The sequence below is a fragment of the Parasedimentitalea huanghaiensis genome, assembly GCF_009753675.1.
In the GTDB taxonomy this organism is placed as follows: Bacteria; Pseudomonadota; Alphaproteobacteria; order Rhodobacterales; family Rhodobacteraceae; genus Parasedimentitalea; species Parasedimentitalea huanghaiensis.
The window spans coordinates 410,616-437,181 of sequence record NZ_WQLV01000002.1 but is presented as its reverse complement, the minus strand read 5'-3'; the positions used below and the strand labels follow the sequence as shown (position 1 = coordinate 437,181).

The following is a 26,566-nucleotide window of genomic DNA, read 5'->3' as shown; positions in this document are numbered from 1 at the left end:
CAGAATGACTGATCAGACCATGCCCACCGCGCTGGACCTGCCGATGGTGGATCCTCTGCCACCTGAGACCCAGAAGTACTTTGATATCTGTGTCGAGAAACTGGGCATGATCCCCAATGTTCTTAAGGCCAACGCCTTTGATATCGCGAAGCTCAACGCTTTTACCGGTATGTATAACGACGTGATGTTGGCAGAAAGTGGCCTGAGTAAGCTGGAGCGCGAGATGATCGCGGTGGTGGTCTCGTCGATCAACAAGTGTTTCTATTGTCTGGTTGCCCACGGTGCCGCTGTGCGGCAATTGTCCGGTGATCCAAAATTGGGTGAAGTTCTGGTGATGAACTACCGGATGGCATCTCTGGACCCACGTCAAAGCGCAATGCTGGATTTTGCTGCCAAAATGACCACTGCCAGTGCTGAAATATCAGAAAGTGACAGGCAAGGCCTGCGCGATGTTGGGTTTAGCGATCGCGATATCTGGGACATTGCCAATGTGACCGGGTTTTTCAACATGTCCAACAGGATTGCCAGCGCGACCGCGATGCAGCCCAATGACGAATATCACAGCCAGTTCCGGTGATCCGCGCACTGGTCATATTTTGCGTTTCGGCGCTGGCACTGCCTGCGCTGGCAAGTGATTTGACGTTGCCAAACGGGGCCAAGACCCTGGCCCAGCGGCACAGTCCGCTAGCGCGCTATGCGCTGCCGCTGGGGCCAGCGGCTGACGATAATGTTCCTGTCCGGTATTTCGAGGGCCAGGTGCTGCGACGCACTTGGCGGGCAGGGGGTGACGCCACTTCGCTTCAATTGTTTGCTCCGATGCGACAGCAATTGGAGGACGCAGGCTATGACATTTTGTTCCAGTGTCAGGCACAAGACTGCGGCGGCTTTGATTTCCGCTTTGGTATCGAGGTGGTTCCTGCGCCGGATATGACGGTAGCAATCGGCGATTACTTGTTTTTGTCCGCTCTCAAAGGGGATGAACAGGCCCTGTCGCTGTTGGTATCCCGATCTCGTGGCGCCAGCTATATTCAGGTGATTGAAGTGACCCCACCTGAAACCAATCCCATTGATGTTACGCCACCCAAACCTACGATGCCGGTGACCGAACCTGATCAAACGGTGGAACCGGAAGAGAGAGGGTTGCTCACTGTACTGACAAACAATGGCCGCGTGGTTTTGGAGAACCTGGAGTTTGACAGCGGGTCTGCCCGATTGGGTTCTGGCCCGTTTGAAAGCCTTGTGCGACTGGCTGAAGTTCTGCGTGATAACCCAGAGATGCATATTTCTCTGGTGGGCCACACCGACAATGTTGGAGCACAGGACAAAAACATCTCTCTTTCGCGTCGACGAGCTACGGCAGTCCGTGAACGTCTGCACGAGACCTACGACATCGATGTAAACCGGATCGACGTCGCCGGTGTTGGCTATATGGCCCCGCTGACCAGCAATCTTACGCCCCAAGGACGAGAAGCCAACCGCCGGGTCGAAGCGGTACTATTGAATCGGTAACCCAGAATAAAGCTGGCTTACTTCGCCTCGATCCCGTGCTTTTTCATCGCCTTCAACATTTCACGATCGATGACTTTTTGGAGCGATTTGTCTTTTAACAGAGCCTTGGCAGCCATATCGGTTAGTTGTTTTTCGCTCTCTTTGCCGGTGGCGCGTGCATAGATCTCATGGTGACCAGCCTTTAGCCCCTCATTCGAAACTTTGTTCATTACGTCCGCCCATAACTTGGCCTGCAGTGTCTTGGGAATTGTGTTGCTTTTGGCAAGTTTGGAAAACCGATCAGGCAAGATGGTGCCGGTCAGCATGTCTTTGTTTTTATACGCCCATTTCTTTTGGAACCCGCCAAGGTTTTTAACCATACCTCCCAGAAGTGCAGAGTATAAGATGCTCTCTACTGCTGCGTCGAAATCCTTCTCTGAAGGGATCTTGCCCTTTTTCATCCAGATCCCGACCAGCTTTATCGACTCTCCGATGGCACCCTTGATGACTTCCTGGCCTGAACCAGCCAGATAATTGGCGATGAACTTCTCCAGCTGCGCACTGGACATGAAGGCCACTTTTGACCCCAGTTTGGAAGCCATGGCCTTGCCCATCTTGTCGCAGAACTTCAGCGGGATCTTGTTGCCAATACCAGCTGTCAGACCGCCAATGGTCCCGTCAATGACAATGGACTGGACTGATCCCCATACCGTTACCTTCATACCACTGGCGTGCTTGCCCAATTCCTGCGACGCGCTTTGCAAAACACCGACGCTGGCGCCCGAAGTCACGGCAGCTGCTGTTGCGCTCATCCCTGCTCCGGTGACCAGAACCGGCGCGGCCAAGGCACCAACAACGGCAAAACAGGTGGCCGAAGTAATTGTCAGGACCGTGGCAGTGGTCTGTGCAGATCCGGTGAAATCCTTCAAGAACCGCTGTATTTCGGCGTTGAAGGCATTGATCGCCGCTTCTGCCTCGGGGAGGGCCTTATCCAGCTTGCTCAGGTCTTTTGATGCAATTGCCCGCTCCAACCCGCCGGTTGCCTTGATCGAGCGGCTGATGATTTTCATATCGGGCATGTTGACGGAACCGGCCGTAATAATGATGGCCTGTGCAACCGCATTCATAACACCGTCTTTCAACATCGCCGTATCCAGATAATCCTGATGCGTATCAATGCAGCTTTTGTGGTTTTTGATCAGCGAGGTCATATAACCGTCGAGCTTGGCAAAGACCTCTTTGACCATCTTTTCGTGGTCTTTCTCGGTGAGCTGCAGAATTTTCCCGCGATACTTGACCTCGACCATGACAACCTTGGCCGCCTCACGCTTTTGCGCTTCAAACTTAGGCTTTAGCGCCTTTTCAGTTTTGCCGCCGGGATCGACCACTTGATCAGGGTTCTTGAAACCGATATTTTTCTGAAACGTCTTTAGGGATTTCAAAAGGCCTGAATCCATCTTTTTGGATTCTCCCATTGGCCCAATACCGTTGGCTGACAACATCGCACGAACCAGCATGACGTCTGCAGCTTTGTTCTTTACGGGTTTGCCCTGACTTTCGCGGGGAGAAAGGCCAACCGGGGCCGTGAGACTAGATCCTGCCATGATAAATACTCAACTTGGTTAAAACCCAAGTATTCCGCGCAAACCGCCAATGCGTCAAGAAAAGGCAATTCGCTGAGCTGAACACAGCAGAAAAAACCCCACACCGGTGGGGCATGGGGCAGTTTGAGGCACTGAAGGATGTTTGAAGAGTGGTTACCAGTCACCGGGGCCTTTGTCGGCAAAGGCGTGGACAAGGAAATCGATAAAGGCGCGGACCTTGGGCTGGGTAAATCGACCCGGAGGGTAGACGGCATAGATGCCTTGGGTTTCACGAGGTAGCGTTGGCATAACGTCTTGAACCAGGCCATCAGCCATCGCTTGTGAATACAAATAGCTGGGTAGGTAGGCGATGCCGAGCCCGGAAATTGCGGCGTTCAGCAGCGATTGACCATCATTGACACTCAGCCAACCGGCGGTGCGCACCTGACGTTTTTCTCCAGAGGGTGCCGTCAGTTTCCACATGTTGCCACTGGATTGGTTCGAATAGTGCAGCAGCTTATGCTCGTTCAAATCATCAATTTTCTGAGGATGTCCGAATTTTGCCAAATATTCGGGTGAGGCAATCATTCGCTTGGTTGTTTCGCTCAGCTTACGGGCTCGCAGGGTGCTGTCTTCCAGCTCACCAATACGCAGGGCCATGTCGAACCCTTCTGAGATCAGCTCAACAAAGCGGTTGTTCAGCACCATGTTGACGGTGATATCCGGAAAGTCACTTAGGAACTCGGATAACACCGGCGATAGGTGATTGACGCCAAAATCTGTAGCGACCGAAATCCGCAACAGTCCAGAGGGGGCCGATTGCATCGAGGTAACCAAGGCATCAGCTTCACCGGCGTCATTCAGTACGCGGCGTGCGCGGTCGTAATAGGCTAGGCCAATTTCGGTTGGCGACACACGGCGGGTCGTGCGGTTCAGAAGGCGTGCACCCAGCCGTGCTTCAAGGCTGGATACGTGTTTTGAAACCGCGGACTTGGAGATGCCCATTTTACGTGCGGCATCGGTGAAACCACCCTGGTCCACGACGTTGGCAAACGCCTCCATTTCAGTCAGTCGGTCCATTTCGATCCCCTCGATCATATCTTGCTTGGGGATGTGAATGACGGTCAATTCAGGCAACTTCGGGGCGCTGGTGGGATAATACCGGGGTTTTCCATGGATCGTTCGGCATGTGGAAACGATCGCGTGATGTCGGCAAAGATGGATAAAATGTGAACAACGATTTTAGTTGCCACGGACTAGTGTGTCCGAGTTTAGGAACAATGGGATCATCCGGACGCGAGTCGCAATCTCAGCGGACGAGCGATAAGGTGTCTTCATTGTAGGTGTTTTAAAAAGGTTAGACAGATGAAGAAAATTGCAGCAGCACTAATTGCAGTCTCTTTAGCAATGCCCGCCTGGGCCGGAGGTGAGACCGCCTCTAATCCCGATGCTCAGGTTTATTTTGTGAATATTGAAGATGGAGACACCTTTGTCTCTCCGGTGACAGTCATCTTTGGCTTATCAGGTATGGGCGTTGCCCCGGCGGGGACAGAGAAAGAAAATACCGGTCACCACCATTTGTTGATCGACCGTCCGCCGTTGGGCGAGGGTGAAGATGGGGCCGATGAGCTGTCTTATGGGTTACCCGCTGACGAGCACCATGTGCATTTTGGCGGCGGGCAAACCGAAACCAAGATTGATCTGGAACCCGGTCAGCACACACTGCAACTGGTAATGGGGGATCTTGGTCATGTGCCGCATTCCACCCCAATTGTCTCAGACGTGATTACCATCGTAATTGAATGATAGAATGGGCGGCGGTTCATCCGTCGCCCAGGTCACGCGATAGCTCCACACTTCGATGCAGAGCGAAGCATTTGCTCGCGGATCGCCCCTAGAAGCAGGTCATCAAAATCGGAGTTATCAATGCTGACCTGCATCATTCGCTATCAAATCGACCCAACAAAGAAATCCCAGTTTGAGCAATACGCGCGCAATTGGGGGCAGGCGATACCGCGCTGTGGGGCAGACTTGATCGGTTACTACGCCCCACACGAAGGCTCATCGACGCTAGCCTATGGGATCTATAATGTGGCCAGCCTGGCGGATTATGAATCCTACCGCGCACGTTTGTCGGCAGATCCCTTGGGGCGCGAAAACTATGAGTTCGCTCAGAAAGAAAAGTTCCTGTTGCGCGAGGACCGGACCTGGCTAAAACTGGCCTCTTCCCCGCATGGAGCCTCAAAATGATAGCCGTCCTGTTCGAAGTTCAGATCGCTGAAGGCCGCAAGCCCGACTACCTAAAGGTCGCCGCTGACCTGTTGCCTCTGTTGCAACAGGTCGACGGATTTATCTCAGTGGAGCGGTTCCAAAGTCTGACGAATGCAGACAAGCTATTGTCGCTGTCCTTTTTTCGCGACGAAGAGGCCGTGGCCAACTGGCGGGCGCTGACTGAACATCGTGCCGGGCAGGACAGTGGCCGCAGCGGTATCTTTGCCGATTATCGCCTGCGTGTTGCCAGTGTCGTTCGTGACTACGGAATGGAGGACCGGACAGAAGCCCCCACTGATAGTCGCAACATCCACGGTTAATGGGTAGGGTGCGTGGTTCCGCGCAGATGCGCGGGTTCACGCACCTCTTTTTTAGAACGTCGCAGCCAGCCGGGTGCCTTGATTGATGGCTCGTTTTGCATCCAGTTCCGCTGCTACGTCCGCGCCTCCGATCACATGACAAGAGATGCCCCGGTCGGACAACGCATCGGCCAGTGATCGCTGCGAGATCTGCCCCGAACACAGGACAATGGTATCCGCTGGAATGACTGTCGGGTTTTCGCGCGCTTCACCAAATGAGACATGTAGCCCAGCGTCGTCGATGTGTTCATAGTTTACACCGCCAATCATCTCGACATTTTTCATTCTCAATGTGGCCCGGTGGATCCAACCAGTGGTTTTGCCCAATCCTTTGCCGAGTGCCTTTGCCTTGCGCTGCAGCAGGGTCACCTTGCGGACCGGTGCAGCAGGCTGAGGTCCCTCAGGAGCTAGTCCAGCGCGATGCTCTGCAGGATCGGCGACCCCCCATTCTTTCATCCACAACGGTAAGTCTGTGGTGGGGCTATGGCCCTCCTCCAGCAAGAATTCAGAAACGTCAAACCCGATGCCACCGGCGCCGATCACTGCAACATGTTTGCCAACCGGCGCCTTGCCACGCAGCACGTCGATATAGGTCAGAACATTGTCGCGGTCCTGTCCGGGGATCTGCGGATCACGTGGAACGACACCCGTGGCGATCACCACCTCGTCAAACTCGGCGAGGTCATCTGCCCCAACCTCAACCCCCAGTTTCACGGTAATCCCGGCCTCAGCGACCATGGTCCGGTACCAGTCCACCAATCCCCAGAACTCTTCCTTGCCCGGAACCTGTTTGGCCATGTTTAACTGGCCACCAATCTCATCCGACTTATCAAACAGGGTCACTGAATGGCCGCGCTGTGCTGCGGTCAGCGCCGTAGATAACCCAGCCGGTCCCGCACCAACAATCGCAACACTTTTGGCAATTGGGGAGGGTTCGATCAGCAACTCGGTCTCGTGACAGGCCCGTGGGTTCACCAGACAGGAGGTCAGCTTGCCACCAAAGGTGTGGTCCAAACAGGCCTGATTGCAGGCAATGCAGGGGGCGATTTGATCACTCGCGCCTGTCATAGCCTTGGTCACAAACTCCGCATCCGCCAGCATCGGGCGGGCCATCGACACCATGTCGGCACAACCGGTTGCCAAAACCTCTTCGCCCACTTCGGGAGAGTTGATCCGATTCGAGGTGATCAGGGGAATACCCACCTTGCCCATCAGCTTTTTGGTGACCCAGGAAAAGGCCGCGCGGGGGACACTGGTGGCGATGGTGGGAATGCGGGCTTCGTGCCAGCCGATGCCGGTGTTGATAATTGTGGCGCCTGCTTTTTCAACTTCGACGGCCAGCTGAACCACCTCGTCATGGGTCGATCCATTGGGCACCAAATCAATCATCGACAGGCGGAAGATGATGATGAAGTTGGTCCCAACAGCTTCGCGCGTACGTCGGACCACTTCAATCGCCAACCGCATCCGGTTCTCATAAGACCCGCCCCAGCGGTCGGTGCGTTTGTTGGTGTGGGTGACCAGAAACTGGTTGAGGAAATACCCCTCGGAGCCCATGATCTCGACCCCGTCATAACCGGCCTTTTGCGCCAGACTCGCGGCATTGACGATATCGCTAATCTGTTTCTCGATCCCGTCCTCGTCCAGCTCGGTCGGCGGGAAGGGCGAGATCGGCGATTTCACCACGCTGGGGGCAACACATTTCGGACCATAAGAATAGCGTCCGGCGTGCAGGATCTGCATCGCGATCTTGCCGCCTGCCTGATGGACCCGGTTGGCGACAATCGCGTGGTTCTTCACGTCCTCTTCACGGGTCATCATTGCCGCGCCGGGCAGAACAGAACCTTCCAGATTAGGACCAATGCCTCCGGTGACCATCAAGCCAACATTGCCCCGCGCACGCGCGGCATAAAACTCTGCGACCCGGTTCCAGTCGCGGGTCTCCTCGAGGCCAGTGTGCATCGATCCCATCAGCACGCGATTCTTTAGGGTGGTAAAGCCCAGGTCCAACGGTGCCAGCAGGTTTGGGTACTCAGTCATCACACTCTCCCTCAGATTTGCCGGACAGATTTACGGCCTTGGCCCAGCTTGTCACCCGAAACGCGGCGTCACCCTCTTGTGCGACGCGGGGGCACATGTACACAGTAGCGCGACTGATCAGGAGAACACGATGACCCCGAGTGAGATTGCCAAACTGCCCTACCGTCCCAATGTGGGTGTGATGATGATCAACGCGGATGGCGACGTCTTTGTTGGACAGCGCAAGGATCGGTTCAAGGATGCTTGGCAAATGCCTCAGGGCGGGATTGATGAGGGTGAGGACCCCCGCGCGGCTGTCCTGCGCGAGCTTGAGGAAGAAACCGGTGTCACGCCTGAACTGGTCGAGATCATCGCCGAAAGTAACGGCTGGTTGCCCTATGAGCTGCCGCACGACGTGGTGCCCAAATTCTGGGGGGGTAAGTACCGTGGGCAAGAGCAAAAGTGGTACTTGATGCGGTTCACTGGGACAGATGATCAGGTCAATATCGATACCGATCACCCCGAGTTCTCGGCTTGGTGTTGGCAGCCGGTGGATCAACTGGTTGAGAAGATCGTGCCGTTCAAGCGTGAGGTTTATGCGCGGGTGATCCAAGAGTTCAACGAATACCTATAGCCGCCGTTCTTGCTTCACTGCTATAGGTGTCGCCCACATAATGATGAAGGACTCACAGGTTATGCAACGCATTTTTGTCTTGGGTGCGTCCTGTTCTGGTACAACCATTCTCGGCGCCGCCATTGCTCAAAAAATGGGGATGTTACACGTCGATAGTGATGATCACTATTGGGCCCCCGTAGAGCCGCCGTTTTCACAAAAACGCAGCGCAAAAGATCGCGTTCTTTCGATGCAGGAAACAATGGGTGACGGTGATTGGGTGCTTTCAGGATCCTGCATGGGGTGGGGTGAAGACCTAACCCGAAAGGCAACTTTCATCGTGTTTGTTTCAACCGATGAACAGCTCAGGATGAGACGTCTTGTTGCACGAGAAAGTCAAAGATATGGGAACCGTATCGAGCCGGGTGGTGATATGTACAAAATCCATCAAGATTTTGTTGCATGGGCGGGGCAATACGAGGACCCGGATTTTCAGGGGCGCAGCCGCGCTAGACACGAAAGGTGGCTCGATCAACAAACACCGCCAATTCTCAGGGTCGATGGTGCTTTGACTGTGGAAGAGTTGACCGAACATGTTGCTGGTACAGTTCGATCAACTTTGGGCTAAGACAGCGGATCAAGCTGCCTTCTGTGGCGTTTGGATGAGCTGTGCTTTCGATTGGTTAAGCCAGACACTGAAGACCACGATGATCGCTCCAAACAATTGAGTGGTGCTCAGGGTTTCGCCCATCAGCGCCCAGCCAAGGACAACGGCCGACAGCGGGCTGAATACACCAAGAATAGAGACTGATGCTGGATCAATCCGGGCTATCCCACGGAACCACAAAACATAGGTCAACGCGCCTCCGATCAGACCAAGGTAGGCCAGACCCAGCAGATTAGTTGGAGTGAATGTGGGGATCTCAGGCGAAATCCAGAAGGCCACCGGCAGCAACAACAGCCCGCCAGCCGTCATCTGCCATGCGGTGAAAGTTAGCGGCGGAACCGGAGGCTGCCATTTGCGGGTTAAGACTACGCCAGCCGCCATGGAGGCTGCGCCGCCCAGGCCGGCCAGAATCCCGACCGTATCCAATTGGGCTGCTGGTGTCAGAAGCAACAGCGCAACCCCAGCAATGCCCAAGATAGCTGCGAGAATTTGCCCGCTGCGGATTGTGGTTTGCAGCACAAACCCAGCTAGGAAAATCACGATCAATGGCTGAACGGCCCCTAGTGTTGCGGCGACGCCACCCGGCAAGCGATAGGCAGAAATGAACAACATGGCCCAAAAGATCGAAAAATTCAGCGCCCCAAGGATGAAAATTTTGCCGACCCAGTTCAATGGCGGCAACTGCCGCACGATCAACAGCAGCAGCAATCCAGCGGGTAGGGCGCGCAGAAACGCCACGGTCATGGCCGAATGCTCAGGCAGCAGCTGTGTGGTCACAATGTAGCTGCTCCCCCAAATGGCTGGGGCAAGGGCAGTGAGCAGCAGATCTAAACGTCTGGACATGGGAAACTCCTTTTCTCTTGATGTCGAGATAATGGATTTAATCTTGACGTCAAGAGAAAATATGCGACAAGGGTTTATGGACCACGTAGATTTTATCACCCGACAATGGGAAAAAGAGCGGCCAGATCTGGATGTGACGGCCATGGGTATTATCGGTCGCGTTGCGCGGCTGTATCTGACCTATCAAAAGGAAATGCATAAGACGTTTGCCAAGCACGGGTTGAATGCCGCGAAATTCGATGTGCTGGCGACCCTGCGCCGGGCAGGGGACCCCTATACCCTGTCGCCGGGTGTCTTGCTGGAAAGGACTATGGTGGCATCGGGGACGATGACCAATCGGATTGACCGGCTCGAATCCGACGGTCTGGTAAAGCGGAGCGTGAATCCTGCTGACAGCCGTAGCTTTTTGGTCGGTCTGACCGACAGCGGTTTTGCCCTGATTGACAAGGTGGTGACGGAACACGTCCAAACCCAGACATCCTTGATCGCTGATCTGGACGTGGCGGATGTTGAAACCTTCCGCGCCCTTCTCGGCAAGGCGCTTGTCGCGGCAGAACTGGAATAGGTGTTGCCAATAAAAAAGCCGCCCAGTACGGGCGGCTTTCTGATTGCATTACAAAACTGCGAAAGTCAGATCAGACCAGACCTTCGGCCTTGAGCAGCGCCAGCATATTGGCTTCAGGGCGTGGGCCAATGTGACTGATCACCTCGCCGGCGCAAACACAGCCCATTTTAGCGCAAGTTTCCAGATCACGACCAGTGGCCAGACCAAACAAGAAACCAGCAGCAAACTGATCGCCAGCACCGGTTGCATCGACAGGAACAACTTTGGTCACAGGAACTTCGATGTGTTTGCCTTCGGAAACAACCGTCACGCCGTCACCAGAGCGGGTGCAAACCACCAGCGGGCAGATTGCGGCAGTTTTGGCCAGCGCCTCATCCAGATCATCAGTTTCGAACAGCGACTTGATTTCATCCTCGTTGCCGATCACGTAGTCCAGTTCGTTTTCGATCAGTGACAGAAAATCAGCGCGGTGACGTTCGACACAGAACGGATCGGAAATTGCGATGCCAGCCTTGCCGCCGCCTTCGTGACAGCTGCGCGCGGCCTCCAGGAATGCTGTTTTGCCTTTGTCCTTATCGAACAAATAGCCCTCAAGGAACATGATCTTGGCTTGACCCGCCACATCCTTGGACACATCGGCCGAGCTCAGCTCGGAGGAAATGCCCAAATAGGTGTTCATCGACCGCTCACCATCGGGTGACACAAAAATCATCGAGCGCGAGGTCGGCAGCTCGCCGCCAGGCACGGGTGGGTTCACAAAATCAACGCCATCGTCGCTCATGGATTTTGCATAAAATTGTCCCAGTGCATCATCGTGCACCCGGCCAATAAATGCCGCATCCAGCCCAAGAGCGCCGGCGCCGGCAATGGTGTTGGCCACGGAACCGCCGGGCGTCTGCACTCGGCCTTGCATCGCTGCATACAACACTTCACCGCGATCGCGTTCGATCAGCTGCATGATACCTTTCTCGATCCCCATAAGGTCAAGAAAGCTGTCGTCGCTTTGGCTGATGACATCCACAACGGCATTGCCGATGCCAACAATCTGGTAAGTTCTCATAGGTTTTTGTCCTCAAACATGCACAAGTCGCGGATCAGGCAGGTGCCACAGAGCGGTTTGCGTGCTTTACAGTGATAGCGGCCGTGTAAGATCAGCCAGTGATGGGCATGAAGCTGGAAATCAGCGGGAATATTGTCTTCAACAGCGCGTTCAACCGCATCGACATCCTTGCCCGGCGCAATGCCGGACCGGTTGCCAACGCGATAGATATGAGTGTCCACCGCCTGCGCGGGCTGCTGCCACCACATGTTCAAAACCACATTGGCGGTTTTGCGCCCGACACCGGGTAGTGATTGCAACGCAGCGCGGGAATTCGGGACCACGCCGTTGTAATCGTCAACCAGAATGCGGCTCATCTTGATTACATTCTTGGCCTTTTGGCGAAACAGCCCGATGGTCTTGATGTGCTCGATCAGCCCTTCTTCGCCCAGATCCAGCATCTTCTGCGGCGTGTCCGCAATTTGGAACAATGCGCGCGTTGCCTTGTTTACTCCGGCATCCGTGGCCTGCGCCGACAGGGCCACCGCTACCGTCAGAGTGTAGACATTAACATGCTCCAGCTCCCCTTTGGGTTCTGGTTCAGCTGCCTGAAATCGCGAAAATATCTCGCGGAGGGTATGATAATCGAGTTGCTTTGCCATCGCGGGCCTTAATGACGTGACAGGCAACGCATCGCAACGGGAAACCGGAGAATTGGCTCAGGCCGGGTTAACCCTGTGTTGTTTCGCAACAGCCCCCGCGCCATATTTTAACCGCGCACCCTTGTGAGTGCACTTCAATATAAGTGCTTCAGACGGCAATTATGTGGAACATTGCCGTCCTTCACGTGGTTGGTTCAGCTGGCGCGATAAATCATGATCCGCCTGTCAAATCTTCAGCGAGCATGAGGGCGTTGCCATCAGGATCATAAAAAGTTGCTGTTTTGACCATGCCTTCGACAACATCCGTTTCACCATCAAATCTAACTTTGGCTAGCTCCAACTTCTGCCTTGCGGCGTCCAAGTCAGCGGTTCCAAACACGGGTACACAGTTGCCCGGGGCGGGTTTGGTATGCTCGCCTAGGCCAATTGTTACTCCGCCTGTATTCGTCTGAAGTTCTGACCAGCCTGCGTCGTCGGCGTGGTAGATGGTCTCAAACCCCAACATACCGCTGTACCACTCGGCACTTACATGACGATCCGTGACTGACAGAGAAATAGTTATAGTTTCATCGAGCGAAATTAGCGACATAGTCTTTCCTTTTAACCTTAAATGTATTAACTATACTTTATGCACATTGAATCGTTTGTCAACATCACTTCAAGAGCTTGGGCGTTACCCATACTGTCAAGCATGCACGCAGGCATCGCCGGACGCCAGGCGCCCCTGTTGGTGGCGACTGGCGCAAGTAGGACTGCTTTCGCACAGAGCATGGATCATCTGATCACGATGGGGTTGGTAGAACGTAATCCCGGTCACGGTCATCCCCTGCGGCCGGAGTTTCGGCTTACGCCGCTAGGAATTGCTGCCGCTGAAATAGCCAGCAAAATTCAAAATGTTTCCGCTGATGAAGATCAAGATTTGCTCCGTCGGTCTTGGACACTTCCGGTGCTGACGTCGCTTCACTCATCAAGCCACTTCAACGATATCAAACGAAAATTGCCGAGAATTACAGATCGAGCACTATCGCAATCATTGAAGTCGATGGAAGTCAGAAGCTGGGTTCGCCGTAGCGTTGATGAAACCGCTCGCCCGCCCAAATCAATATACGAGGCTGTAAACACGGGCGCAGTGATCAGTAAGGTAATGGCACCTGAAATCAGGTTTCTCTAGCAAAAGCCGACGTTCGTTTGGAAGTGGTGAATGTCGGGAAACCCATAAATCATCTCAAGGCGCAGGTTTCGGGTCGTATGATCGCCAGTCAATCCTTAGTCTAATTTCAGACGACCACAGGAGAAGCGCGGATGAATATTCAGGCGAACGAGCAAAGCTATCATTATGGTGTTATGCGCCGCGCAATCGAACTGATCGATGAAGGGGGCGAGAACCTGTCTCTAGAGGAGCTTGCGAAAAAGATGGATATGAGCCCGGCACATTTCCAGCGTCTGTTTTCGGCCTGGGTTGGTGTGTCGCCCAAACGCTATCAGCAATATTTGCGACTGGGCCACGCCAAGGCCCTATTGCACGACAATTTCACCACCTTGGGGGCTTCTCATGCAGTTGGATTGTCCGGATCTGGCCGCCTGCATGACCTGTTTCTGCGCTGGGAAGCAATGAGCCCTGGTGAATACGCCCGCAAAGGCAATGACCTCAAAATCTTCTGGGGTTGGTTCGATAGCCCTTTTGGGCAGGCGCTGGCGATGGGCACGGCCAAGGGTATTTGCGGGCTGGGTTTTGCCGCTGAAACAGGGAGTGAAGCGACTATGGCCGATATGCAGTCGCGTTGGCCCAAAGCGACGTTTATCGAAGACCCGGCGATGTTGGCCCCGCTGGTCAGTGCAGCCTTTGATCGACGCGGTGAAACCGCATTGCACATGATTGGCGCTCCACTACAGATCAAGGTTTGGGAAGCATTGTTGCGGATCCCATCAGGTCAGGTCACGACCTACTCCGAGATCGCCCAGTCGATTGGTGAACCCCGCGCACAACGTGCCGTGGGAACCGCGGTGGGGCGCAATCCTGTGTCATGGCTCATTCCCTGCCACCGTGCTTTGCGCAAATCAGGGGCCTTGGGTGGATACCATTGGGGGCTACCAGTGAAACGGGCAATGCTGGCCTATGAGGCCGCACGCAGCGAGGCCTGAGGAACTGTTTTTGCGCGGGGAATTGCCGACCCGCAGGTCGCCGGGGTTGAGCCTTTTGCCATGAACCATGATATATTGGGCAAAAGACGCGCGACAGGCGCGGTTCCGAGCAGCAAAGGCCAGACCATGACCATCGTTAAATTCTCGACAGCAACCGTTCTGGTTGCCGCCCTGGGCCTGAGTGCCTGTACCGATCCAGCCTCCCTGGGGACGTATAATGGCGATCCCAATCAGAACACCAAAGGTGGGGCTGCTATTGGGGCTCTGGTTGGGGCTGGCATCGGTGCTCTCTCCAACAGCAGCAACAAAACCGCCGCCGTTCTGGGCGGGGCAGCGATTGGGGCCGTGGCTGGTGGTGCGATTGGCGCAACGCTGGACAAACAGGCCGCTGAACTGCGCGACGAGCTGGCCAATGAAGACATCACAATCGTCAACACAGGCGACCGGCTGATTGTATCTCTGCCCAACGATCTGACCTTTGCAACCGACAGCTATACAGTCAGCTCGGCAGTGCAGTCAGATCTGCAAAAAGTTGCGAACAGCTTGCTGCGCTACCCAGACAGCTCGGTGCAGGTGATCGGCCACACGGATAGCGACGGTGAAGCTGCGTATAACCAAGGCCTGTCAGTGCGCCGTGCCAATGCGGTAGCGGATCAAATTCAGGCTGGTGGTGTGCCCTACAACCGGGTGCAGACAATTGGTCGAGGTGAAGATCAGCCAGTGGCCAGCAATCTGACACCTGAAGGTAAGGCGCAGAACCGCCGCGTTGAAATTGTGGTCATCCCACAAGCGAACTGATGCTTTGACAAGGGGTCGCCACGGTCGCGACCCCTATTTCTCCTTGCGAAAATTGGGCTGTAGATGCAGTCGGACATATCGCACGAAGGTTTCGAAATGAAACTTGGCGCTTTGAAACAGGTATTTGTTGATCACTTCCGGTTGCTTTGATCTGGCGGTCTTCAAAGCGCGCATTGCTTGTGCGGCGTTGGTGTTACCTTTGCGACGCTCAGGTCCGGGCGTTGCATCGATGGCCGCTGATTTGGCTTTGTCCTGCATTGCATGCAGATCTTTCACGATTGCCAGAGCATCTGCATTGGGGATGGCACCCCGTTCATTGCGTTTCAGCAGTTGGCAACGATAAGTGCGACAGGTTTCGGGCCGCTGTAGGTAGCAGCCACACGCCCCATCGTTGCCCAGCTGTGGGCAGGGAAGACGCATGCGCAGTTTTTCATCGCGGGTGAAAACCTCGACATCGCCTTCTAATCGGTCTGCTTCTTCCTGACTGATGGCCAAGCGGGAGAACAGGGTGCCATTGCAGCACAAGGAACAGGATACACACAGGCCGTCGCTCAAAATAAACCTCACCGTAATAGATACCGCTGAGGACCAGAATGAGCCAAAGCTGGGGTAGGGTGCAAGTAAACACGGTTTGGGTGAAGCAACGATGCACAGGAGCTGCGCAGTTATTGGGCTTTTGTACACGCCGATCGGGGTTAGGTTAATTCGTACGCCACATGTAGAGAGGACCACAACATGCCCGAGACAGTTATCCTGACCCTTTCTGGTTCATTGCGCCGCGAGGCCACCAACCGCAAACTGCTGCTAGAGGCGGTACGGTTGCTTGGTGACGTAAGTCATGTTGAGGCGGACCTTGATCTGCCACTTTATGATGGAGATGTGGAGAGCCGCGATGGCGTTCCGGCCGCGGTTCAGCAGTTGGCGGACCAGATTGCAGCGGCAGATGCTGTGCTGATTTCCACACCTGAGTATAACAAGGGCCCTTCAGGGGTTTTAAAGAACGCCCTCGATTGGATCAGCCGCACTGACGGTCGCCCTTGGGCGGATAAACCCGTCGCCCTGATGTCGGCTGCCGCCGGTCGGACGGGTGGTGAACAGGCACAGATGGTGTTGCGTGCCTTTATGGTGCCGTTCCAACCTCGTGTGATTGCAGGACCTCCAGTGCATTTGGCGGGATCGGGTGGCCAGTTCGACGATGCAGGTCGTCTGACCAGCGATCAGTATTTGACGACCTTGTCGGCCTTGATGCAAAATCTGCAAACCGAGATTCAACGCTGAGAAGAAATATGAACGCCAAAGCCCAAGACCTGATCGTGCAATCAGATATGATGGACCCGGACCGTGGCGTTGCTTTGCAAGTTGCGTTAGGGCAGGGGCCGTCTCTTCGGGCTGGCAGCGACTTACCGCCATTTTTTCATCAGCTGTATTTCTGGACGCCACAACCGGCCAGCAACTTGGGGCGTGACGGACACCCGAAAACTGGCGGTGGGCTAGTGCCTGATCTTGGCCTGCCACGTCGCATGTGGGCCGGTGGCCGATTGAGGTTTAGCGAACCGCTACGCGCAGGTCTGGTGGCTGAAAAACGATCTGTATTGGAAACGGCAACACAAAAACGCGGACGCAGTGGGCCGCTGGGGTTTGTGACGCTCAGACATGAAATCTGGCAGCAAGACCAGCTGTGCCTGACCGAATGGCAGGATCTGGTCTACCGCGAGGACCCAGATCCAAATGCACCTTTGCCAATTGCGCCTGAAGCAAGGTTGGATGAAACCGATGTCCAAGAGGTTGAGTTCAGTTCAACCCTGCTGTTTCGCTATTCGGCGCTGACCTTCAATGGGCATCGCATCCATTATGATCTGGATTACGCACGTGATGTCGAAGGGTATACTGGGCTGGTGGTGCACGGTCCGCTACTGGCACAGCAGCTGATGCTCATGGCAACTGCGCAGATCGGGCCTCTTGCAGAATTTAGCTTCCGCGCCTCCTCGCCACTCATGCATTTTGAAATGGCTACTCTGTGCAGCAAGGGCAATGACCTGTGGGTGCGCGGCCCGGATGGGCGACAATGTATGAGTGCGGTCGCTTTGCCGAAATAGTGCGAAAGCTTACAGGTTATCCTCCACCCGGAACCCTTCGGGAATGGCATCCACCCCATTGAGCAACAGATCCGCCATCACATGCGCCACTTTGGGCGCCATGCCAAAGCCGATCTTAAAACCACCGTTGGCGATGAAATGTCCAGGCCGGTTGGGATAAGCCCCCAACATGGGCGCGCGGGATTTAGATCGCGGCCGTACCCCAGCCCAACGATCGATCACTTCGGCACCATGCAGAACGGGCATCAGCGTGCGGATGCGGTCGATCACATCCTCAAGAAGGTGGTCTGTCTCATCTGGGCTATCGAACTCTCGTTCACTGGTGGATCCGATGGCCAATGTCCCATCTGCATGTGGAATCATGTAGAGGTTATCCGCAAAAATCTGCGGCACCTCTCCAGCGTCAAAGCGCAGCACAGCCGACTGGCCTTTGATACCGCTGCCGATCGTCTTGCCCAATTCGACGTTCAACTCCTGCAGCCCAGCAAAGCCCTTGGCATGTACCACCAATCCCTGATCCGGGGCTTCGGGGACCACATCTATCCCCATCACTGCCAACCCGGCGATCAGACTGGCCCCGGCGCGGCGTGGTGACATGCGGGCGGTCAAGGTGTCGTGGATGACATAGCCGGTGGCGCTGGGCGGCGTCCATGATCCGAGATCGGAAGTCTTGCAGACTGACCACTCAGCCTCACCCTGCCACAACTCGCGCGCGGTTTCCGCCCGTCGACGGGCCATTCCCAAGGCCTTGTCGTCCTTGATGGGTTGCAATCGCCCAGTCCGGCCATAGCCCGAAGAGACACCTCCGGCCGCTTCCACTTCAGACCAGAACTTCTCCGCCATCAGCAGGCTGTCGAGCTGGAAGGCTTTCTTGGGGTTCCAGTTTTCAGGCACATGGGGGGCCAGCGCCCCGACCAATCCGCCGCTGGACCCCGAACCCGCGCCATTTGGATCGACCACTTGGACCCGCGCACCACGTTGGGCACAGACCCAGGCGATTGTCAGTCCAAACGCCCCCGCGCCACGCACCGTTATGTCAGCCATTGCCATTTGTTTGCCCTTTCGACAGTGTCGCGCCGTTCCAGCTACTCATTTAGGGGATAATCACATGGCAGACCAGCAGGCCCGCCTCAGTTGGCGCGACGACGTTGTGCCGGTGTCAGATAAGTTTGATGATCCCTACTTTTCACTTCAGGGCGGACTGGCTGAAACTGAATTTGTGTTTCTTGCAGGCAACGACCTGCCAAAGCGGTTTGTGCCTGGGTTTCAAATCGCCGAACTGGGGTTTGGGACGGGCCTTGGCATGCTGACCGCCTGGAAGGCCTGGGAAGAGGCGGGGATGACCACGCCTCTATGCTTTACCAGTTTCGAGGCCTTTCCAATGTTGCCCGCAGATATGGCAAAAGCGCTGGCTGCTTTTCCCGCCATAACACCCTGGGCCGAGAGGTTTCTACAGCTCTGGAAGGGAACCGGTTGCTGTGATTTGGGCACGTTGCAGCTGAATGTGGTCATAGGCGACGCGCGCGTGTCGCTGCCAGAGTGGACGGGGCAGGCGGATGCTTGGTTTCTGGATGGGTTCTCTCCCGCCAAAAATCCCGAACTATGGCAGGCTGATTTGATGCAGCAAGTGGCGCGCCACACCAAACAGGGTGGTAGTGCGGCGACCTACACGGCAGCCGGTTTTGTTAGGCGCGGGTTGGAAGAGGCAGGATTCGAAGTAACTCGCGTTCCGGGTTTTGGGCGCAAGCGGCATATGACAAAGGCAAAGATGGTATGACACAGGTCAGTACTGAACAGACGCAAACCAACAATGTGCCTTTGGGCATTTTACTTATGATTGGTGCGACTGTGGTTTTTGCCCTTCAGGACGGGATCTCCCGGCACTTAGCCGGAACCTATAACACCTACATGGTGGTGATGGTGCGCTACTGGTTTTTCGCCGCGTTTGTGGTGTTTTTGGCGACCCGAGCCCCCGGTGGCATCCGCGCAACTGCAAAAACGGATCAACTGGGATTACAGGTATTTCGAGGCGCCTTGCTGGTCGCTGAAATATGTGTCGCCGTCTACGGCTTTACCATTCTTGGCCTGATCGAAAGCCAGGCGGTCTTTATATCTTATCCGCTGTTGGTGGCTGCTTTGAGTGGTCCGGTCTTGGGAGAAAGAGTTGGCTGGCGACGTTGGTCAGCGATTGGCGTAGGCTTGATCGGGGTGCTAGTTATTCTGCAGCCTGGCATGGGCGTGTTTAACCCCGCAGCCGTGATCCCCTTTTTCTCGGCACTGATGTTTGCGGTCTATGGGTTGCTGACGCGGTACGCGGCCCGCAAAGACACCACCGCAACCAGCTTTTTCTGGACCGGCATTTCTGGCGCGGTTTGCATGACGGTTGTTGGCATCTGGTTCTGGGAGCCAATGGTTGGCAGCGACTGGCTTTGGATGGCGTTGCTTTGTGTGTCTGGCGTCGCGGGGCATTGGCTGTTGATTAAGTGTTATGAGATGGCTGAAGCCAGCGCCGTGCAGCCCTTTGCTTACTTCCATCTTATTTGGACCGCCATATTGGGCATTGCAGTGTTTAGCGAGGTGATCCGCACCAATGTGGCCATTGGTGCCGGTATCATTATCGCAGCCGGGCTGTTTACCCTATGGCGCGAACGCGCGAAGGGTTGACCCAGCCAGTTCCTGAGTGAACGGCACGGGCAATGGGGGTTTACCCAATCGGGCGCGGTAAACAGGCAGGCTCTCAGAAACCCGCATGACGTAATTGCGGGTTTCGTTGAACGGGATGTGCTCAATCCAGTCCACGATATCCGGGGTGCCGTCACGCGGATCGCCGTAGCGTTCCATCCAGGCAATCGGACGTCGCGGCCCGGCATTGTATCCGGCTGCCATCATAACAACATTGCCGTCGAAGGTGCCTGCCAGCCCCGCCAGATAGTTGGCCCCCAATTTGGCGTTATAGTCCCACTCGCCCGTTAGCCGTGCGGTTGAATGCTTGGCCAGTATGCCCAGCTCTTTGGCCACCAGTTTTGCCGTTGCAGGCATCACCTGCATCAGCCCGCGTGCGCCCGCACCACTGACCACTTGATGATCGAACTCGCTTTCGCGTCGTGAAATTGCCAGTACCATTTCCTTGGCCATTGGCAGCTTTTCTTTTGCAACAGCATGTAATGGAAAATAGGCTCCCTCTAGCTCCATACTCTGACGCGCGGCTCGTTTTGAAATCATTACAGCCAGATGCGCGTGACCCATTTCAACTGCCATCAGACCCAATTGCCGAGCCTGAACTTCGTCCAGCCCTTCGACCAAATGGGTCAAGAAGCGTTCGGCCAGATCCAATTCATCCGCATCAATCATCATCAGCGCCGCCTTGGTCACCGATGATGAAGCGAACTCCGCCTGTTTCCAGGGCGGGACTGACGGTGGGTTTTCCAAGTCCGGATCAAACGGGCGGCCAATCTCTTCAGCGGCCAGCAGGCCATAGTAGGAGGTTTGATAATTTGCCCCCAAGGCATAGGCCTCATGCGCTTTGTCCGGTTCATCCATCGCCGCAAAGGCACGTCCCAACCAATACCCGCCACGGCCGATTGAAATGGGGGTCTCGATGGAATCCAAAAACCGGTCAAAATGTTGCACAGCCGTTGCGGGATCATTTAGTTTTCGCAGCGCAATATATCCGGCCAGCCACTCGAGGTCGGAATAATTATAACCTGCTTCTGGGGTGGTGTGGTGGCGCGCAGCCAGCTGATAGGCCCGCTGGTTGTTGCCATCGCGCATATCCTGACGCACTAGATCGCGGCGGCGACGCGCCCATTGTTCAGGCTCGCCCAGGCTCTCGGCACTTTCGCTCCGCTCCAACATCAAAGTGATCGCATCCTCGCGCCGCTTCTTGCGATCGCGCCAGTTAAATCGGTCGTGCGCCAATCCAGGAGCATCTTGCAAACGGGCCGGAATGGCTTCGATCTTGGCGTCGACCCCGGGTGTTCTTTCTTGCAAGGCAATCCGCGCTTCTGCGAGTCTGCGATCCCCATCTGGGGCTAGTGACAACATTCGTTTTGAGCTGACCAGATGGTTATCCCACAACAGCCGGTCCAGTCTCGCGGCATGGTGAGGTTTTAGCAGCTTGGCAAAGTCTTTCAGGTAAGCTGTCTGAATGGCCGAGCCCATCGGCATGGTCCGCCAGGCGACCACCAGATTGGCTTCACCGTCCCCCCGTTTCCCGGTGGCAATCAGCGCCCGGGCATAACTCAACACACCTTCGGCAGTTTGCGGCGCTTCAGTAGCATAAAACTTCAAAACAGCTTCAGTTCCGGCAGCGGCAATTGAAGGTTCGATTTTGCGGCGCAGATAGGCGAGTCCCGGCCAATCCGGACGCCGGGACAAAAAGGCAAGCGCATCATCTGCTGATCCCATTCCCGCGCGTAGCCGGTGCCATTCAATGACATCTTCGGCCACATCTCCCGATTTGGCCGCTGTATTAGCGGCTTCGCTCCATTTTTCGGACCGCATCGAATCCAGGGCGCTTCCTAAGTGACGGCCTTGCTGGGCGACCAGAGGATGCACCCAAAGTGCGGAAATCAGAACAAGTAGGGTTAGAATGCGTGTCATCGCTTGCATTTTCCAATGAACCAAGGCTAGAGCCAATAACGATAATCCGTGACCTGCCGGGTTCAACTCAATTTATCGGCAGATCAACAATGTCGGCGGGCCATCGCCCGTCTGAAATACACTGCTAAGGGAGCGTGTCCATGTTTAAAGGCTCTATGCCAGCCCTCGTCACCCCGTTTAACAACGGCGAGTTGGATCTGGATGCACTCAAACACCTTGTAGAATGGCATATCAGCGAGGGATCAACCGGTTTGGTCCCCGTCGGTACCACTGGTGAAAGCCCCACCCTGACCCATGATGAGCATGAGACTGTCATCGCAGAAGTTGTGAAAGCAGCGGCTGGCCGGGTGCCGGTGATTGCCGGAGCAGGGTCAAACAACACTGTTGAAACGATTCGTTTTGTCGAGTTTGCCAAAAGTGCGGGCGCTGATGCGGCCTTGGTGGTGACCCCCTATTACAACAAACCGACCCAGCGCGGCCTGGTGGCACATTTCACCGCTGCGCATGATTGTGCAAATATCCCGATCGTTATCTACAACATCCCCGGTCGCTCGATTGTCGACATGACACCCGAGACGATGGGCGAGCTGGCTAAGCTGCCAAACATCATCGGTGTTAAAGACGCGACCGGAGACATCGCGCGGGTCAGCCAACAGCGCATGACCTGTGGTGCCGATTTTGTGCAACTGTCCGGCGAAGACGCAACGGCGCTGGGCTTCAACGCCCACGGCGGTACAGGCTGCATCTCAGTGACAGCGAACGTCGCGCCAAAACTTTGTGCTGAATTCCAGGCTGCAACTCTGGCTGGCGATTACGCCAAGGCGCTGGAACTTCAAGACAAATTGATGCCTCTGCACGAAGCGATCTTTATCGAGCCCGGTTTGGTTGGTGCCAAATACGGCCTGTCGAAACTGGGCCTGTGCAGCGAAGAAGTTCGCTCACCCTTGACCGGTTTGGAAGCCAGCACCAAGGCTGCAATTGACGCTGCAATGGCCCACGCTGGCCTACTGTAAACCGCAACAAATCAACTACCGATCAAGGCGGCCTCCGGATGGAGCGCCGCCTTTTTCATGTCGGCCCAACAAAGTTTTCCGGAACGGGTGATTTTGCTCTGATGATGACAGAAACTGTCATCAGGCATCCATTATAAGGAACTCAAATTTGGATCAGGATGGACGACATGATACACTATGAACGAGCACTCGAAATTGACGCCACACCAGAAGCCGTGTGGGCTGTTTTAGGCCGCTATATGCACGTTGACGAATTTGCACCGCTGGTGAAATCCGTTGATGCATTGACCAGCGGTGAAGATGGGGTTGGATCAAAACGCCGCTGTCATTTCGATAACGGCACCTCGGTCGTCGAGGAAGTTACCGCTTGGGTTCCAAATAGAAAATGTCGGGTCCAGCTGTCGGAAATGTCAGCGATGCCACTGCACGAAGCACATGCAGAACTGAATGTAGTGCCACTTAAAAACGGTAGGTCGAACGTGAAGTGGGGTATGAGTTATCGCGTCAAATTTGGCCCGTTTGGCTGGTTGCTTGGGCAGACCATGATGAAAATGATGATGGGGAAAGTTCTGGACGGAAACCTGAAGGGACTTGCCAGCAAGGTTTAGTCGGAATTGGGCAGATCTGCTACAAGCTAGATCACTCGATATGATCAAGGCGGCCTCCAGTCGGAGCGCCGCCTTTTTCGTGCACAATTTGCGTGTGTTTACGTCTGCCGCATTAGAAATGGTACGCAAGACCAAGGCGCACTACACCAAGACCAACACCCCTGTCCGACTTACCAGCAATATTGATGCTATCACCGGTGCCAATGTACTCGAGGTTGGCAGAGACCTTTTCATTGATTTGATAGCTGGTTCCCAAGCCGAAGATCGGGGAAATGCCGCTCTCGCTTACAGTTGAACCGCTTAAGGTGACATCATAGTCTAGGTTGGCTGCGCCCAGGATTGCATAGACGGATCCCCAGTTCGCTTCATATCCAAGGTGTGCCTTCACGCCGTACTGGGTTCCGAACGACAATCTGTCGCCATTCGAATAGGTTCTGTCCTGAGAGGTGTCGTTGATAAACGCTTCCCCGGCGATAAAATAGTTCGAATAGACTTTCTGTTTGTAACCAGCAAAAGCCCCGATTGATGTTTTTGAATTGTCCCGTTGTGGGACGCCAGCGCCTTCCTCGGTTGCGACACCTGATCCAGCAATTGCCAGACCGGCATAGAAACCGTCTCTGCTATCGTCAGCATATGCATGTGAAGTTGTTGTCAGCACGGCAATAGCTACCGCACCAAACAACGCGAAGTGCGTTTGTTTGCTCATTGTATTTTCCACAGATTTTGAGGGTGTCGTTCTAAAGAGGTTTATTCAGAAGGTTTGTCAGGCTTGTATTCTATGAGGTCGCCGGGCTGGCAGTTGAGTTCCCGGCATATGGCTTCGAGAGTTGAAAAGCGGACTGCCTTTGCTTTCCCTGTTTTCAAAACTGAAAGGTTGGCAATGGTAATACCGACACGCTCAGACAGCTCGGAAAGCTTCATTTTGCGAGTAGCCAACATAACATCCAGATGAATGATCAACGCCATAATTCAGTGTACCAATCTATATCGTCATATCTGCTTCCTCCCTAAGAGTACTCGCTTTTTCCATGATCATCCCGATCAAAAAGAAGAATAATCCGGCTGTCAGTAGGTCGGTGTCAGCTAAGATCAGGGTCACGTCCATATCAGGCATGCCATCAAGGATGCCGCGATAATAGAAGTAGCCACCAATGACGGGTGCGATCAGAGTGTCCAAAATTGACATCGCGATCAGAGCGTAGGCAATTCCAACAAAACACCGACTGTTTTGGGGTGTGAAATACTGACCGTCTCGATACAGTTTTGCCAAGCGCCACATCATGAAGAGTGCCCAATACCAAGGCAATGTTGTGAACTCGATCATCGAGAAGATCGCAACTCGATCGGATATGGAAAACTCTGAAATTTTCCGGATCCAAACTTCCCCGTCGACTTGCAGCGCAAGCGGGAAGTCACTTTGGAAAACAAAGATGGTATCTGTCAGGGATAGGATTGCCGTGACGGAAATCAGGACGAATAATAATTTGATCAATCGCGACATCTTCATTGCCACAGTTCCTTTGCGTAGTGCGTCCCCACAGGGGCGTTTAGCCTGTGGTTTTGCTATAGTGGGTGGAAACGAAGGTCAAATCATTTATCGAAAAACGATAAAAAATTTCCTATTAACGGTATATCGCCAGCGCAAGTGCACGGTCTAACTCGCGACCATCCAACTCGATTGAAAATATTTTACTTACTTGTCAGCGTGTTATCCTCGTCAGATACAGATGCTATCCATTTCCAGACCGAGCGCCAAACATGTGATTTCTGAAATCTCTTCCTCACTTTGTTCATTGTGTTTTGGCTGATTGGTGAAGATGACGTCGGGGAAGGTCGCGACCCCTTTTTCACAACGCGGCGCATTTTTGGGCGCACTGCGAACATTGCGCACAAATTCCAGTCAGTCCCTGAACTGCTGCTGATTTGACCGGCTCGTTGCGGCTCTGCCTCTTTCTTTTGCGTGTTCAAAACGGTTCATCGCAATGACGTCAGAATCCAAACGCGAACGGAGAGTACTATGAACGGGGCAGATACAGCTTGGATAATGGTCGCAACGGCATTGGTGTTATTCATGACACTACCGGGGCTGGCCCTTTTTTATGGTGGGCTGGTGCGGGCGCGAAATGTGCTCAGCGTGTTCATGCATTGCTATGCCATTGCCTGCTTGATGAGCATACTCTGGTTCGCCGTTGGCTATTCAATCGCATTTGGTGATGGCAATGCCTATTGGGGCGGACTTGGCAAGATGTTCCTTGATGGTGTGACTGCCGATAGCCTGACAGGCACCCTGCCTGAGATCCTGTTCTTTGCCTTTCAGATGACCTTTGCGATTATCACCCCAGCCCTGATCGTCGGCGCCTATGTGGAACGCATCCACTTTGGGTTTGTAATGGTGTTTTCTGGTCTATGGATGCTGCTGTGTTATGCGCCCGTTGTGCACTGGATCTGGGGCGGCGGCTTTCTGGCGGATGGTGGTATCTTTGGGGAGGTGGGTGTCAAAGACTTTGCTGGTGGCATCGTGGTCCATGAAACCGCTGGTATCGCGGCCTTGGTTCTGGCGGTCATGCTGGGCGCACGCAAGGTATCGACCAAACCTCCGCATTCTCCTCCCTTTGTGATGTTGGGCGCTGCAATGCTGTGGGTTGGCTGGTATGGCTTTAATGGCGGATCGCAACTAACAGCCGATGGCGGCGCGGCGATGGCGATTACCGTGACGCATATCTCGGCCGCGACGGCCTCTCTGACTTGGGCCCTGTGGGAACGTATCAAATACGGCAAGGCCAGCCTGGTTGGCATCGTGACAGGCACCATTGCAGGCCTGGCATCTATCACACCGGCCTCAGGTTTTGTTGGCCCGGTCGAGGCGATGATAATCGGCGCGTTTGCTGGGGTTCTGTGTCAGGAAGCTGTGAATTTCATCCGTAACAAAGTCAAAATTGACGACACGCTGGATGTATTTGCCGTTCACGGTGTTGGCGGCATCTTTGGCACCATCATGATCGCGGTGTTTGGCGAAGGAACATGGGCCGCGCAATTGGGGGCGCTGGCGATTGTGGGCGTTTTCACCTTTGTGGTGTCCGTCGTTTTGGTCAAGATCACCGCGCTGATCACGCCTTTCCGTGTCTCAGAAGAGATGGAATCCAATGGTTTGGATCTCGAGGAACATGGCGAACGGGCCTACGAATTCCATTCGTAAAA

The 26,566-nt window shown here is 54.7% G+C and carries 31 protein-coding genes; 18 read left to right on the top strand and 13 right to left on the bottom strand.

Annotated elements, in window-relative coordinates; all coding sequences use genetic code 11:
* The first annotated feature begins 4 nt into the window (after window positions 1-4).
* Window positions 5-577, top strand: a complete 573-nt coding sequence (locus tag GO984_RS05855; RefSeq protein ID WP_157021605.1) for a peroxidase-related enzyme — start codon at window positions 5-7, stop codon at window positions 575-577.
* On the top strand, window positions 574-1,509 hold the full coding sequence (locus tag GO984_RS05850) for an OmpA family protein (RefSeq protein ID WP_167740236.1): 936 nt from the start codon (window positions 574-576) through the stop codon (window positions 1,507-1,509). The genes GO984_RS05855 and GO984_RS05850 overlap by 4 nt, the downstream gene beginning before the upstream one ends.
* A gap of 17 nt (window positions 1,510-1,526) precedes the next feature.
* Here GO984_RS05850 and GO984_RS05845 read toward each other — a convergent pair whose 3' ends face one another.
* Window positions 1,527-3,092 carry a hypothetical protein gene (locus GO984_RS05845; protein WP_157021603.1) on the bottom strand — a complete coding sequence of 522 codons (1,566 nt, stop codon included), beginning with the start codon at window positions 3,090-3,092 and terminating at the stop codon, window positions 1,527-1,529.
* Window positions 3,093-3,245: 153 nt separating this feature from the next.
* On the bottom strand, window positions 3,246-4,151 hold the full coding sequence (locus GO984_RS05840) for a LysR family transcriptional regulator (protein ID WP_157021858.1): 906 nt from the start codon (window positions 4,149-4,151) through the stop codon (window positions 3,246-3,248).
* Between the two features lie 285 nt (window positions 4,152-4,436).
* On the opposite strand from GO984_RS05840, the gene GO984_RS05835 reads away from it, so the two are divergent.
* The 3 genes from GO984_RS05835 to GO984_RS05825 all read left to right on the top strand — a co-directional run bounded on the left by GO984_RS05835 (window position 4,437) and on the right by GO984_RS05825 (window position 5,662).
* Complete coding sequence (locus GO984_RS05835; RefSeq protein WP_157021602.1) at window positions 4,437-4,877, top strand: DUF4399 domain-containing protein; 441 nt, start codon at window positions 4,437-4,439, stop codon at window positions 4,875-4,877.
* 120 nt (window positions 4,878-4,997) lie between these two features.
* A complete protein-coding gene (locus GO984_RS05830) occupies window positions 4,998-5,321 on the top strand; it encodes an NIPSNAP family protein (RefSeq protein WP_138161192.1) in 324 nt (107 codons plus the stop codon).
* Window positions 5,318-5,662 carry an antibiotic biosynthesis monooxygenase family protein gene (locus GO984_RS05825; RefSeq protein WP_157021601.1) on the top strand — a complete coding sequence of 115 codons (345 nt, stop codon included), beginning with the start codon at window positions 5,318-5,320 and terminating at the stop codon, window positions 5,660-5,662. Before GO984_RS05830 ends, GO984_RS05825 begins: the two co-directional genes overlap by 4 nt.
* A gap of 51 nt (window positions 5,663-5,713) precedes the next feature.
* Here GO984_RS05825 and GO984_RS05820 read toward each other — a convergent pair whose 3' ends face one another.
* A complete protein-coding gene (locus GO984_RS05820; protein ID WP_157021600.1) occupies window positions 5,714-7,741 on the bottom strand; it encodes an NADPH-dependent 2,4-dienoyl-CoA reductase in 2,028 nt (675 codons plus the stop codon).
* 130 nt (window positions 7,742-7,871) lie between these two features.
* Here GO984_RS05820 and GO984_RS05815 point away from each other — a divergent pair, with 130 nt between their 5' ends.
* The gene (locus GO984_RS05815) at window positions 7,872-8,354 is read left to right on the top strand and encodes an RNA pyrophosphohydrolase (protein ID WP_157021599.1); all 483 of its coding nucleotides are present in this window, start codon (window positions 7,872-7,874) and stop codon (window positions 8,352-8,354) included.
* A 61-nt stretch (window positions 8,355-8,415) separates the two neighbouring features.
* On the top strand, window positions 8,416-8,961 hold the full coding sequence (locus GO984_RS05810) for a P-loop NTPase family protein (RefSeq protein ID WP_157021598.1): 546 nt from the start codon (window positions 8,416-8,418) through the stop codon (window positions 8,959-8,961).
* Window positions 8,962-8,970: 9 nt separating this feature from the next.
* Here the strand turns inward: GO984_RS05810 and GO984_RS05805 are convergent, their stop codons facing one another.
* Window positions 8,971-9,843: an EamA family transporter gene (locus GO984_RS05805; RefSeq protein ID WP_157021597.1), complete on the bottom strand. Its 873-nt coding sequence runs from the start codon at window positions 9,841-9,843 to the stop codon at window positions 8,971-8,973.
* A 76-nt stretch (window positions 9,844-9,919) separates the two neighbouring features.
* Between GO984_RS05805 and GO984_RS05800 the strand changes: the two genes are divergently transcribed.
* Window positions 9,920-10,408, top strand: a complete 489-nt coding sequence (locus GO984_RS05800; protein ID WP_157021596.1) for a MarR family winged helix-turn-helix transcriptional regulator — start codon at window positions 9,920-9,922, stop codon at window positions 10,406-10,408.
* Window positions 10,409-10,478: 70 nt separating this feature from the next.
* Here the strand turns inward: GO984_RS05800 and GO984_RS05795 are convergent, their stop codons facing one another.
* From GO984_RS05795 to GO984_RS05785, 3 genes are all read right to left on the bottom strand, one after another.
* Window positions 10,479-11,468, bottom strand: coding sequence for an adenosine kinase (locus GO984_RS05795; protein WP_138161198.1), 990 nt, complete (start codon window positions 11,466-11,468; stop codon window positions 10,479-10,481).
* Entirely contained in the window at window positions 11,465-12,109 is a 645-nt protein-coding gene (gene nth, locus GO984_RS05790; protein ID WP_157021595.1) for an endonuclease III, read from the bottom strand. Before nth ends, GO984_RS05795 begins: the two co-directional genes overlap by 4 nt.
* Before the next feature lie 211 nt (window positions 12,110-12,320).
* A complete protein-coding gene (locus tag GO984_RS05785; protein ID WP_157021594.1) occupies window positions 12,321-12,698 on the bottom strand; it encodes a VOC family protein in 378 nt (125 codons plus the stop codon).
* A 180-nt stretch (window positions 12,699-12,878) separates the two neighbouring features.
* On the opposite strand from GO984_RS05785, the gene GO984_RS05780 reads away from it, so the two are divergent.
* The 3 genes from GO984_RS05780 (at window position 12,879) to GO984_RS05770 (ending at window position 15,049) form a co-directional block, all read left to right on the top strand.
* Window positions 12,879-13,280 (top strand): winged helix-turn-helix transcriptional regulator, encoded by a 402-nt coding sequence (locus GO984_RS05780; RefSeq protein ID WP_342448061.1) that lies wholly within the window; start codon window positions 12,879-12,881, stop codon window positions 13,278-13,280.
* A 131-nt stretch (window positions 13,281-13,411) separates the two neighbouring features.
* On the top strand, window positions 13,412-14,251 hold the full coding sequence (locus GO984_RS05775; protein WP_157021592.1) for a methylated-DNA--[protein]-cysteine S-methyltransferase: 840 nt from the start codon (window positions 13,412-13,414) through the stop codon (window positions 14,249-14,251).
* 126 nt (window positions 14,252-14,377) lie between these two features.
* Window positions 14,378-15,049, top strand: a complete 672-nt coding sequence (locus tag GO984_RS05770; RefSeq protein ID WP_157021591.1) for a YiaD family glycine zipper/OmpA-like lipoprotein — start codon at window positions 14,378-14,380, stop codon at window positions 15,047-15,049.
* Between the two features lie 33 nt (window positions 15,050-15,082).
* On the opposite strand, the gene GO984_RS05765 is transcribed toward GO984_RS05770, so the two are convergent.
* Window positions 15,083-15,604 carry a YkgJ family cysteine cluster protein gene (locus GO984_RS05765; RefSeq protein ID WP_167740235.1) on the bottom strand — a complete coding sequence of 174 codons (522 nt, stop codon included), beginning with the start codon at window positions 15,602-15,604 and terminating at the stop codon, window positions 15,083-15,085.
* A gap of 180 nt (window positions 15,605-15,784) precedes the next feature.
* Here GO984_RS05765 and GO984_RS05760 point away from each other — a divergent pair, with 180 nt between their 5' ends.
* On the top strand, window positions 15,785-16,327 hold the full coding sequence (locus GO984_RS05760; RefSeq protein ID WP_157021589.1) for an NADPH-dependent FMN reductase: 543 nt from the start codon (window positions 15,785-15,787) through the stop codon (window positions 16,325-16,327).
* A gap of 8 nt (window positions 16,328-16,335) precedes the next feature.
* Entirely contained in the window at window positions 16,336-17,145 is an 810-nt protein-coding gene (locus tag GO984_RS05755; protein WP_157021588.1) for an HTD2 family dehydratase, read from the top strand.
* Between the two features lie 9 nt (window positions 17,146-17,154).
* On the opposite strand, the gene GO984_RS05750 is transcribed toward GO984_RS05755, so the two are convergent.
* The gene (locus tag GO984_RS05750) at window positions 17,155-18,195 is read right to left on the bottom strand and encodes an NAD(P)/FAD-dependent oxidoreductase (RefSeq protein ID WP_157021587.1); all 1,041 of its coding nucleotides are present in this window, start codon (window positions 18,193-18,195) and stop codon (window positions 17,155-17,157) included.
* A gap of 58 nt (window positions 18,196-18,253) precedes the next feature.
* Here GO984_RS05750 and mnmC2 point away from each other — a divergent pair, with 58 nt between their 5' ends.
* Window positions 18,254-18,922: a tRNA (5-methylaminomethyl-2-thiouridine)(34)-methyltransferase MnmC2 gene (mnmC2, locus tag GO984_RS05745; protein ID WP_157021586.1), complete on the top strand. Its 669-nt coding sequence runs from the start codon at window positions 18,254-18,256 to the stop codon at window positions 18,920-18,922.
* Window positions 18,919-19,809, top strand: coding sequence for a DMT family transporter (locus GO984_RS05740; protein ID WP_157021585.1), 891 nt, complete (start codon window positions 18,919-18,921; stop codon window positions 19,807-19,809). The genes mnmC2 and GO984_RS05740 overlap by 4 nt, the downstream gene beginning before the upstream one ends.
* Here the strand turns inward: GO984_RS05740 and GO984_RS05735 are convergent.
* Entirely contained in the window at window positions 19,783-21,747 is a 1,965-nt protein-coding gene (locus GO984_RS05735) for a lytic transglycosylase domain-containing protein (protein WP_157021584.1), read from the bottom strand. The two genes, GO984_RS05740 and GO984_RS05735, sit on opposite strands and share 27 nt — an antisense overlap.
* A gap of 140 nt (window positions 21,748-21,887) precedes the next feature.
* Here GO984_RS05735 and dapA point away from each other — a divergent pair, with 140 nt between their 5' ends.
* Both dapA and GO984_RS05725 read left to right on the top strand, forming a co-directional pair.
* On the top strand, window positions 21,888-22,760 hold the full coding sequence (dapA, locus tag GO984_RS05730) for a 4-hydroxy-tetrahydrodipicolinate synthase (RefSeq protein WP_138161210.1): 873 nt from the start codon (window positions 21,888-21,890) through the stop codon (window positions 22,758-22,760).
* Between the two features lie 167 nt (window positions 22,761-22,927).
* The gene (locus tag GO984_RS05725; protein ID WP_245226969.1) at window positions 22,928-23,368 is read left to right on the top strand and encodes an SRPBCC family protein; all 441 of its coding nucleotides are present in this window, start codon (window positions 22,928-22,930) and stop codon (window positions 23,366-23,368) included.
* A gap of 112 nt (window positions 23,369-23,480) precedes the next feature.
* Here GO984_RS05725 and GO984_RS05720 read toward each other — a convergent pair whose 3' ends face one another.
* The 3 genes from GO984_RS05720 to GO984_RS05710 are packed head-to-tail and all read right to left on the bottom strand — an operon-like array spanning window position 23,481 to window position 24,875.
* The gene (locus GO984_RS05720; protein WP_157021582.1) at window positions 23,481-24,074 is read right to left on the bottom strand and encodes an outer membrane beta-barrel protein; all 594 of its coding nucleotides are present in this window, start codon (window positions 24,072-24,074) and stop codon (window positions 23,481-23,483) included.
* A gap of 41 nt (window positions 24,075-24,115) precedes the next feature.
* On the bottom strand, window positions 24,116-24,334 hold the full coding sequence (locus tag GO984_RS05715; RefSeq protein ID WP_157021581.1) for a helix-turn-helix domain-containing protein: 219 nt from the start codon (window positions 24,332-24,334) through the stop codon (window positions 24,116-24,118).
* A 16-nt stretch (window positions 24,335-24,350) separates the two neighbouring features.
* Window positions 24,351-24,875: a DUF2975 domain-containing protein gene (locus GO984_RS05710; RefSeq protein WP_157021580.1), complete on the bottom strand. Its 525-nt coding sequence runs from the start codon at window positions 24,873-24,875 to the stop codon at window positions 24,351-24,353.
* Window positions 24,876-25,385: 510 nt separating this feature from the next.
* Here GO984_RS05710 and GO984_RS05705 point away from each other — a divergent pair.
* Window positions 25,386-26,564, top strand: coding sequence for an ammonium transporter (locus tag GO984_RS05705; protein WP_157021579.1), 1,179 nt, complete (start codon window positions 25,386-25,388; stop codon window positions 26,562-26,564).
* Window positions 26,565-26,566 lie beyond the last annotated feature (2 nt).

Coding starts and splice junctions, on each gene's coding strand:
- GO984_RS05720 (WP_157021582.1), bottom strand. CDS start 24,074: ATGAGCAAACAAACGCACTTCGCGTTGTTTGGTGCGGTAGCTATTGCC.
- GO984_RS05840 (WP_157021858.1), bottom strand. CDS start 4,151: ATGGACCGACTGACTGAAATGGAGGCGTTTGCCAACGTCGTGGACCAG.
- GO984_RS05805 (WP_157021597.1), bottom strand. CDS start 9,843: ATGTCCAGACGTTTAGATCTGCTGCTCACTGCCCTTGCCCCAGCCATT.
- GO984_RS05785 (WP_157021594.1), bottom strand. CDS start 12,698: ATGTCGCTAATTTCGCTCGATGAAACTATAACTATTTCTCTGTCAGTC.
- GO984_RS05795 (WP_138161198.1), bottom strand. CDS start 11,468: ATGAGAACTTACCAGATTGTTGGCATCGGCAATGCCGTTGTGGATGTC.
- GO984_RS05740 (WP_157021585.1), top strand. CDS start 18,919: ATGACACAGGTCAGTACTGAACAGACGCAAACCAACAATGTGCCTTTG.
- GO984_RS05750 (WP_157021587.1), bottom strand. CDS start 18,195: ATGGCAATGGCTGACATAACGGTGCGTGGCGCGGGGGCGTTTGGACTG.
- GO984_RS05770 (WP_157021591.1), top strand. CDS start 14,378: ATGACCATCGTTAAATTCTCGACAGCAACCGTTCTGGTTGCCGCCCTG.
- mnmC2 (WP_157021586.1), top strand. CDS start 18,254: ATGGCAGACCAGCAGGCCCGCCTCAGTTGGCGCGACGACGTTGTGCCG.
- GO984_RS05735 (WP_157021584.1), bottom strand. CDS start 21,747: ATGACACGCATTCTAACCCTACTTGTTCTGATTTCCGCACTTTGGGTG.
- GO984_RS05760 (WP_157021589.1), top strand. CDS start 15,785: ATGCCCGAGACAGTTATCCTGACCCTTTCTGGTTCATTGCGCCGCGAG.
- GO984_RS05755 (WP_157021588.1), top strand. CDS start 16,336: ATGAACGCCAAAGCCCAAGACCTGATCGTGCAATCAGATATGATGGAC.
- GO984_RS05815 (WP_157021599.1), top strand. CDS start 7,872: ATGACCCCGAGTGAGATTGCCAAACTGCCCTACCGTCCCAATGTGGGT.
- GO984_RS05710 (WP_157021580.1), bottom strand. CDS start 24,875: ATGAAGATGTCGCGATTGATCAAATTATTATTCGTCCTGATTTCCGTC.
- GO984_RS05855 (WP_157021605.1), top strand. CDS start 5: ATGACTGATCAGACCATGCCCACCGCGCTGGACCTGCCGATGGTGGAT.
- GO984_RS05845 (WP_157021603.1), bottom strand. CDS start 3,092: ATGGCAGGATCTAGTCTCACGGCCCCGGTTGGCCTTTCTCCCCGCGAA.
- GO984_RS05715 (WP_157021581.1), bottom strand. CDS start 24,334: ATGGCGTTGATCATTCATCTGGATGTTATGTTGGCTACTCGCAAAATG.
- GO984_RS05825 (WP_157021601.1), top strand. CDS start 5,318: ATGATAGCCGTCCTGTTCGAAGTTCAGATCGCTGAAGGCCGCAAGCCC.
- GO984_RS05830 (WP_138161192.1), top strand. CDS start 4,998: ATGCTGACCTGCATCATTCGCTATCAAATCGACCCAACAAAGAAATCC.
- GO984_RS05780 (WP_342448061.1), top strand. CDS start 12,879: ATGGATCATCTGATCACGATGGGGTTGGTAGAACGTAATCCCGGTCAC.
- nth (WP_157021595.1), bottom strand. CDS start 12,109: ATGGCAAAGCAACTCGATTATCATACCCTCCGCGAGATATTTTCGCGA.
- GO984_RS05810 (WP_157021598.1), top strand. CDS start 8,416: ATGCAACGCATTTTTGTCTTGGGTGCGTCCTGTTCTGGTACAACCATT.
- GO984_RS05775 (WP_157021592.1), top strand. CDS start 13,412: ATGAATATTCAGGCGAACGAGCAAAGCTATCATTATGGTGTTATGCGC.
- GO984_RS05835 (WP_157021602.1), top strand. CDS start 4,437: ATGAAGAAAATTGCAGCAGCACTAATTGCAGTCTCTTTAGCAATGCCC.
- GO984_RS05725 (WP_245226969.1), top strand. CDS start 22,928: ATGATACACTATGAACGAGCACTCGAAATTGACGCCACACCAGAAGCC.
- GO984_RS05705 (WP_157021579.1), top strand. CDS start 25,386: ATGAACGGGGCAGATACAGCTTGGATAATGGTCGCAACGGCATTGGTG.
- GO984_RS05800 (WP_157021596.1), top strand. CDS start 9,920: ATGGACCACGTAGATTTTATCACCCGACAATGGGAAAAAGAGCGGCCA.
- GO984_RS05820 (WP_157021600.1), bottom strand. CDS start 7,741: ATGACTGAGTACCCAAACCTGCTGGCACCGTTGGACCTGGGCTTTACC.
- dapA (WP_138161210.1), top strand. CDS start 21,888: ATGTTTAAAGGCTCTATGCCAGCCCTCGTCACCCCGTTTAACAACGGC.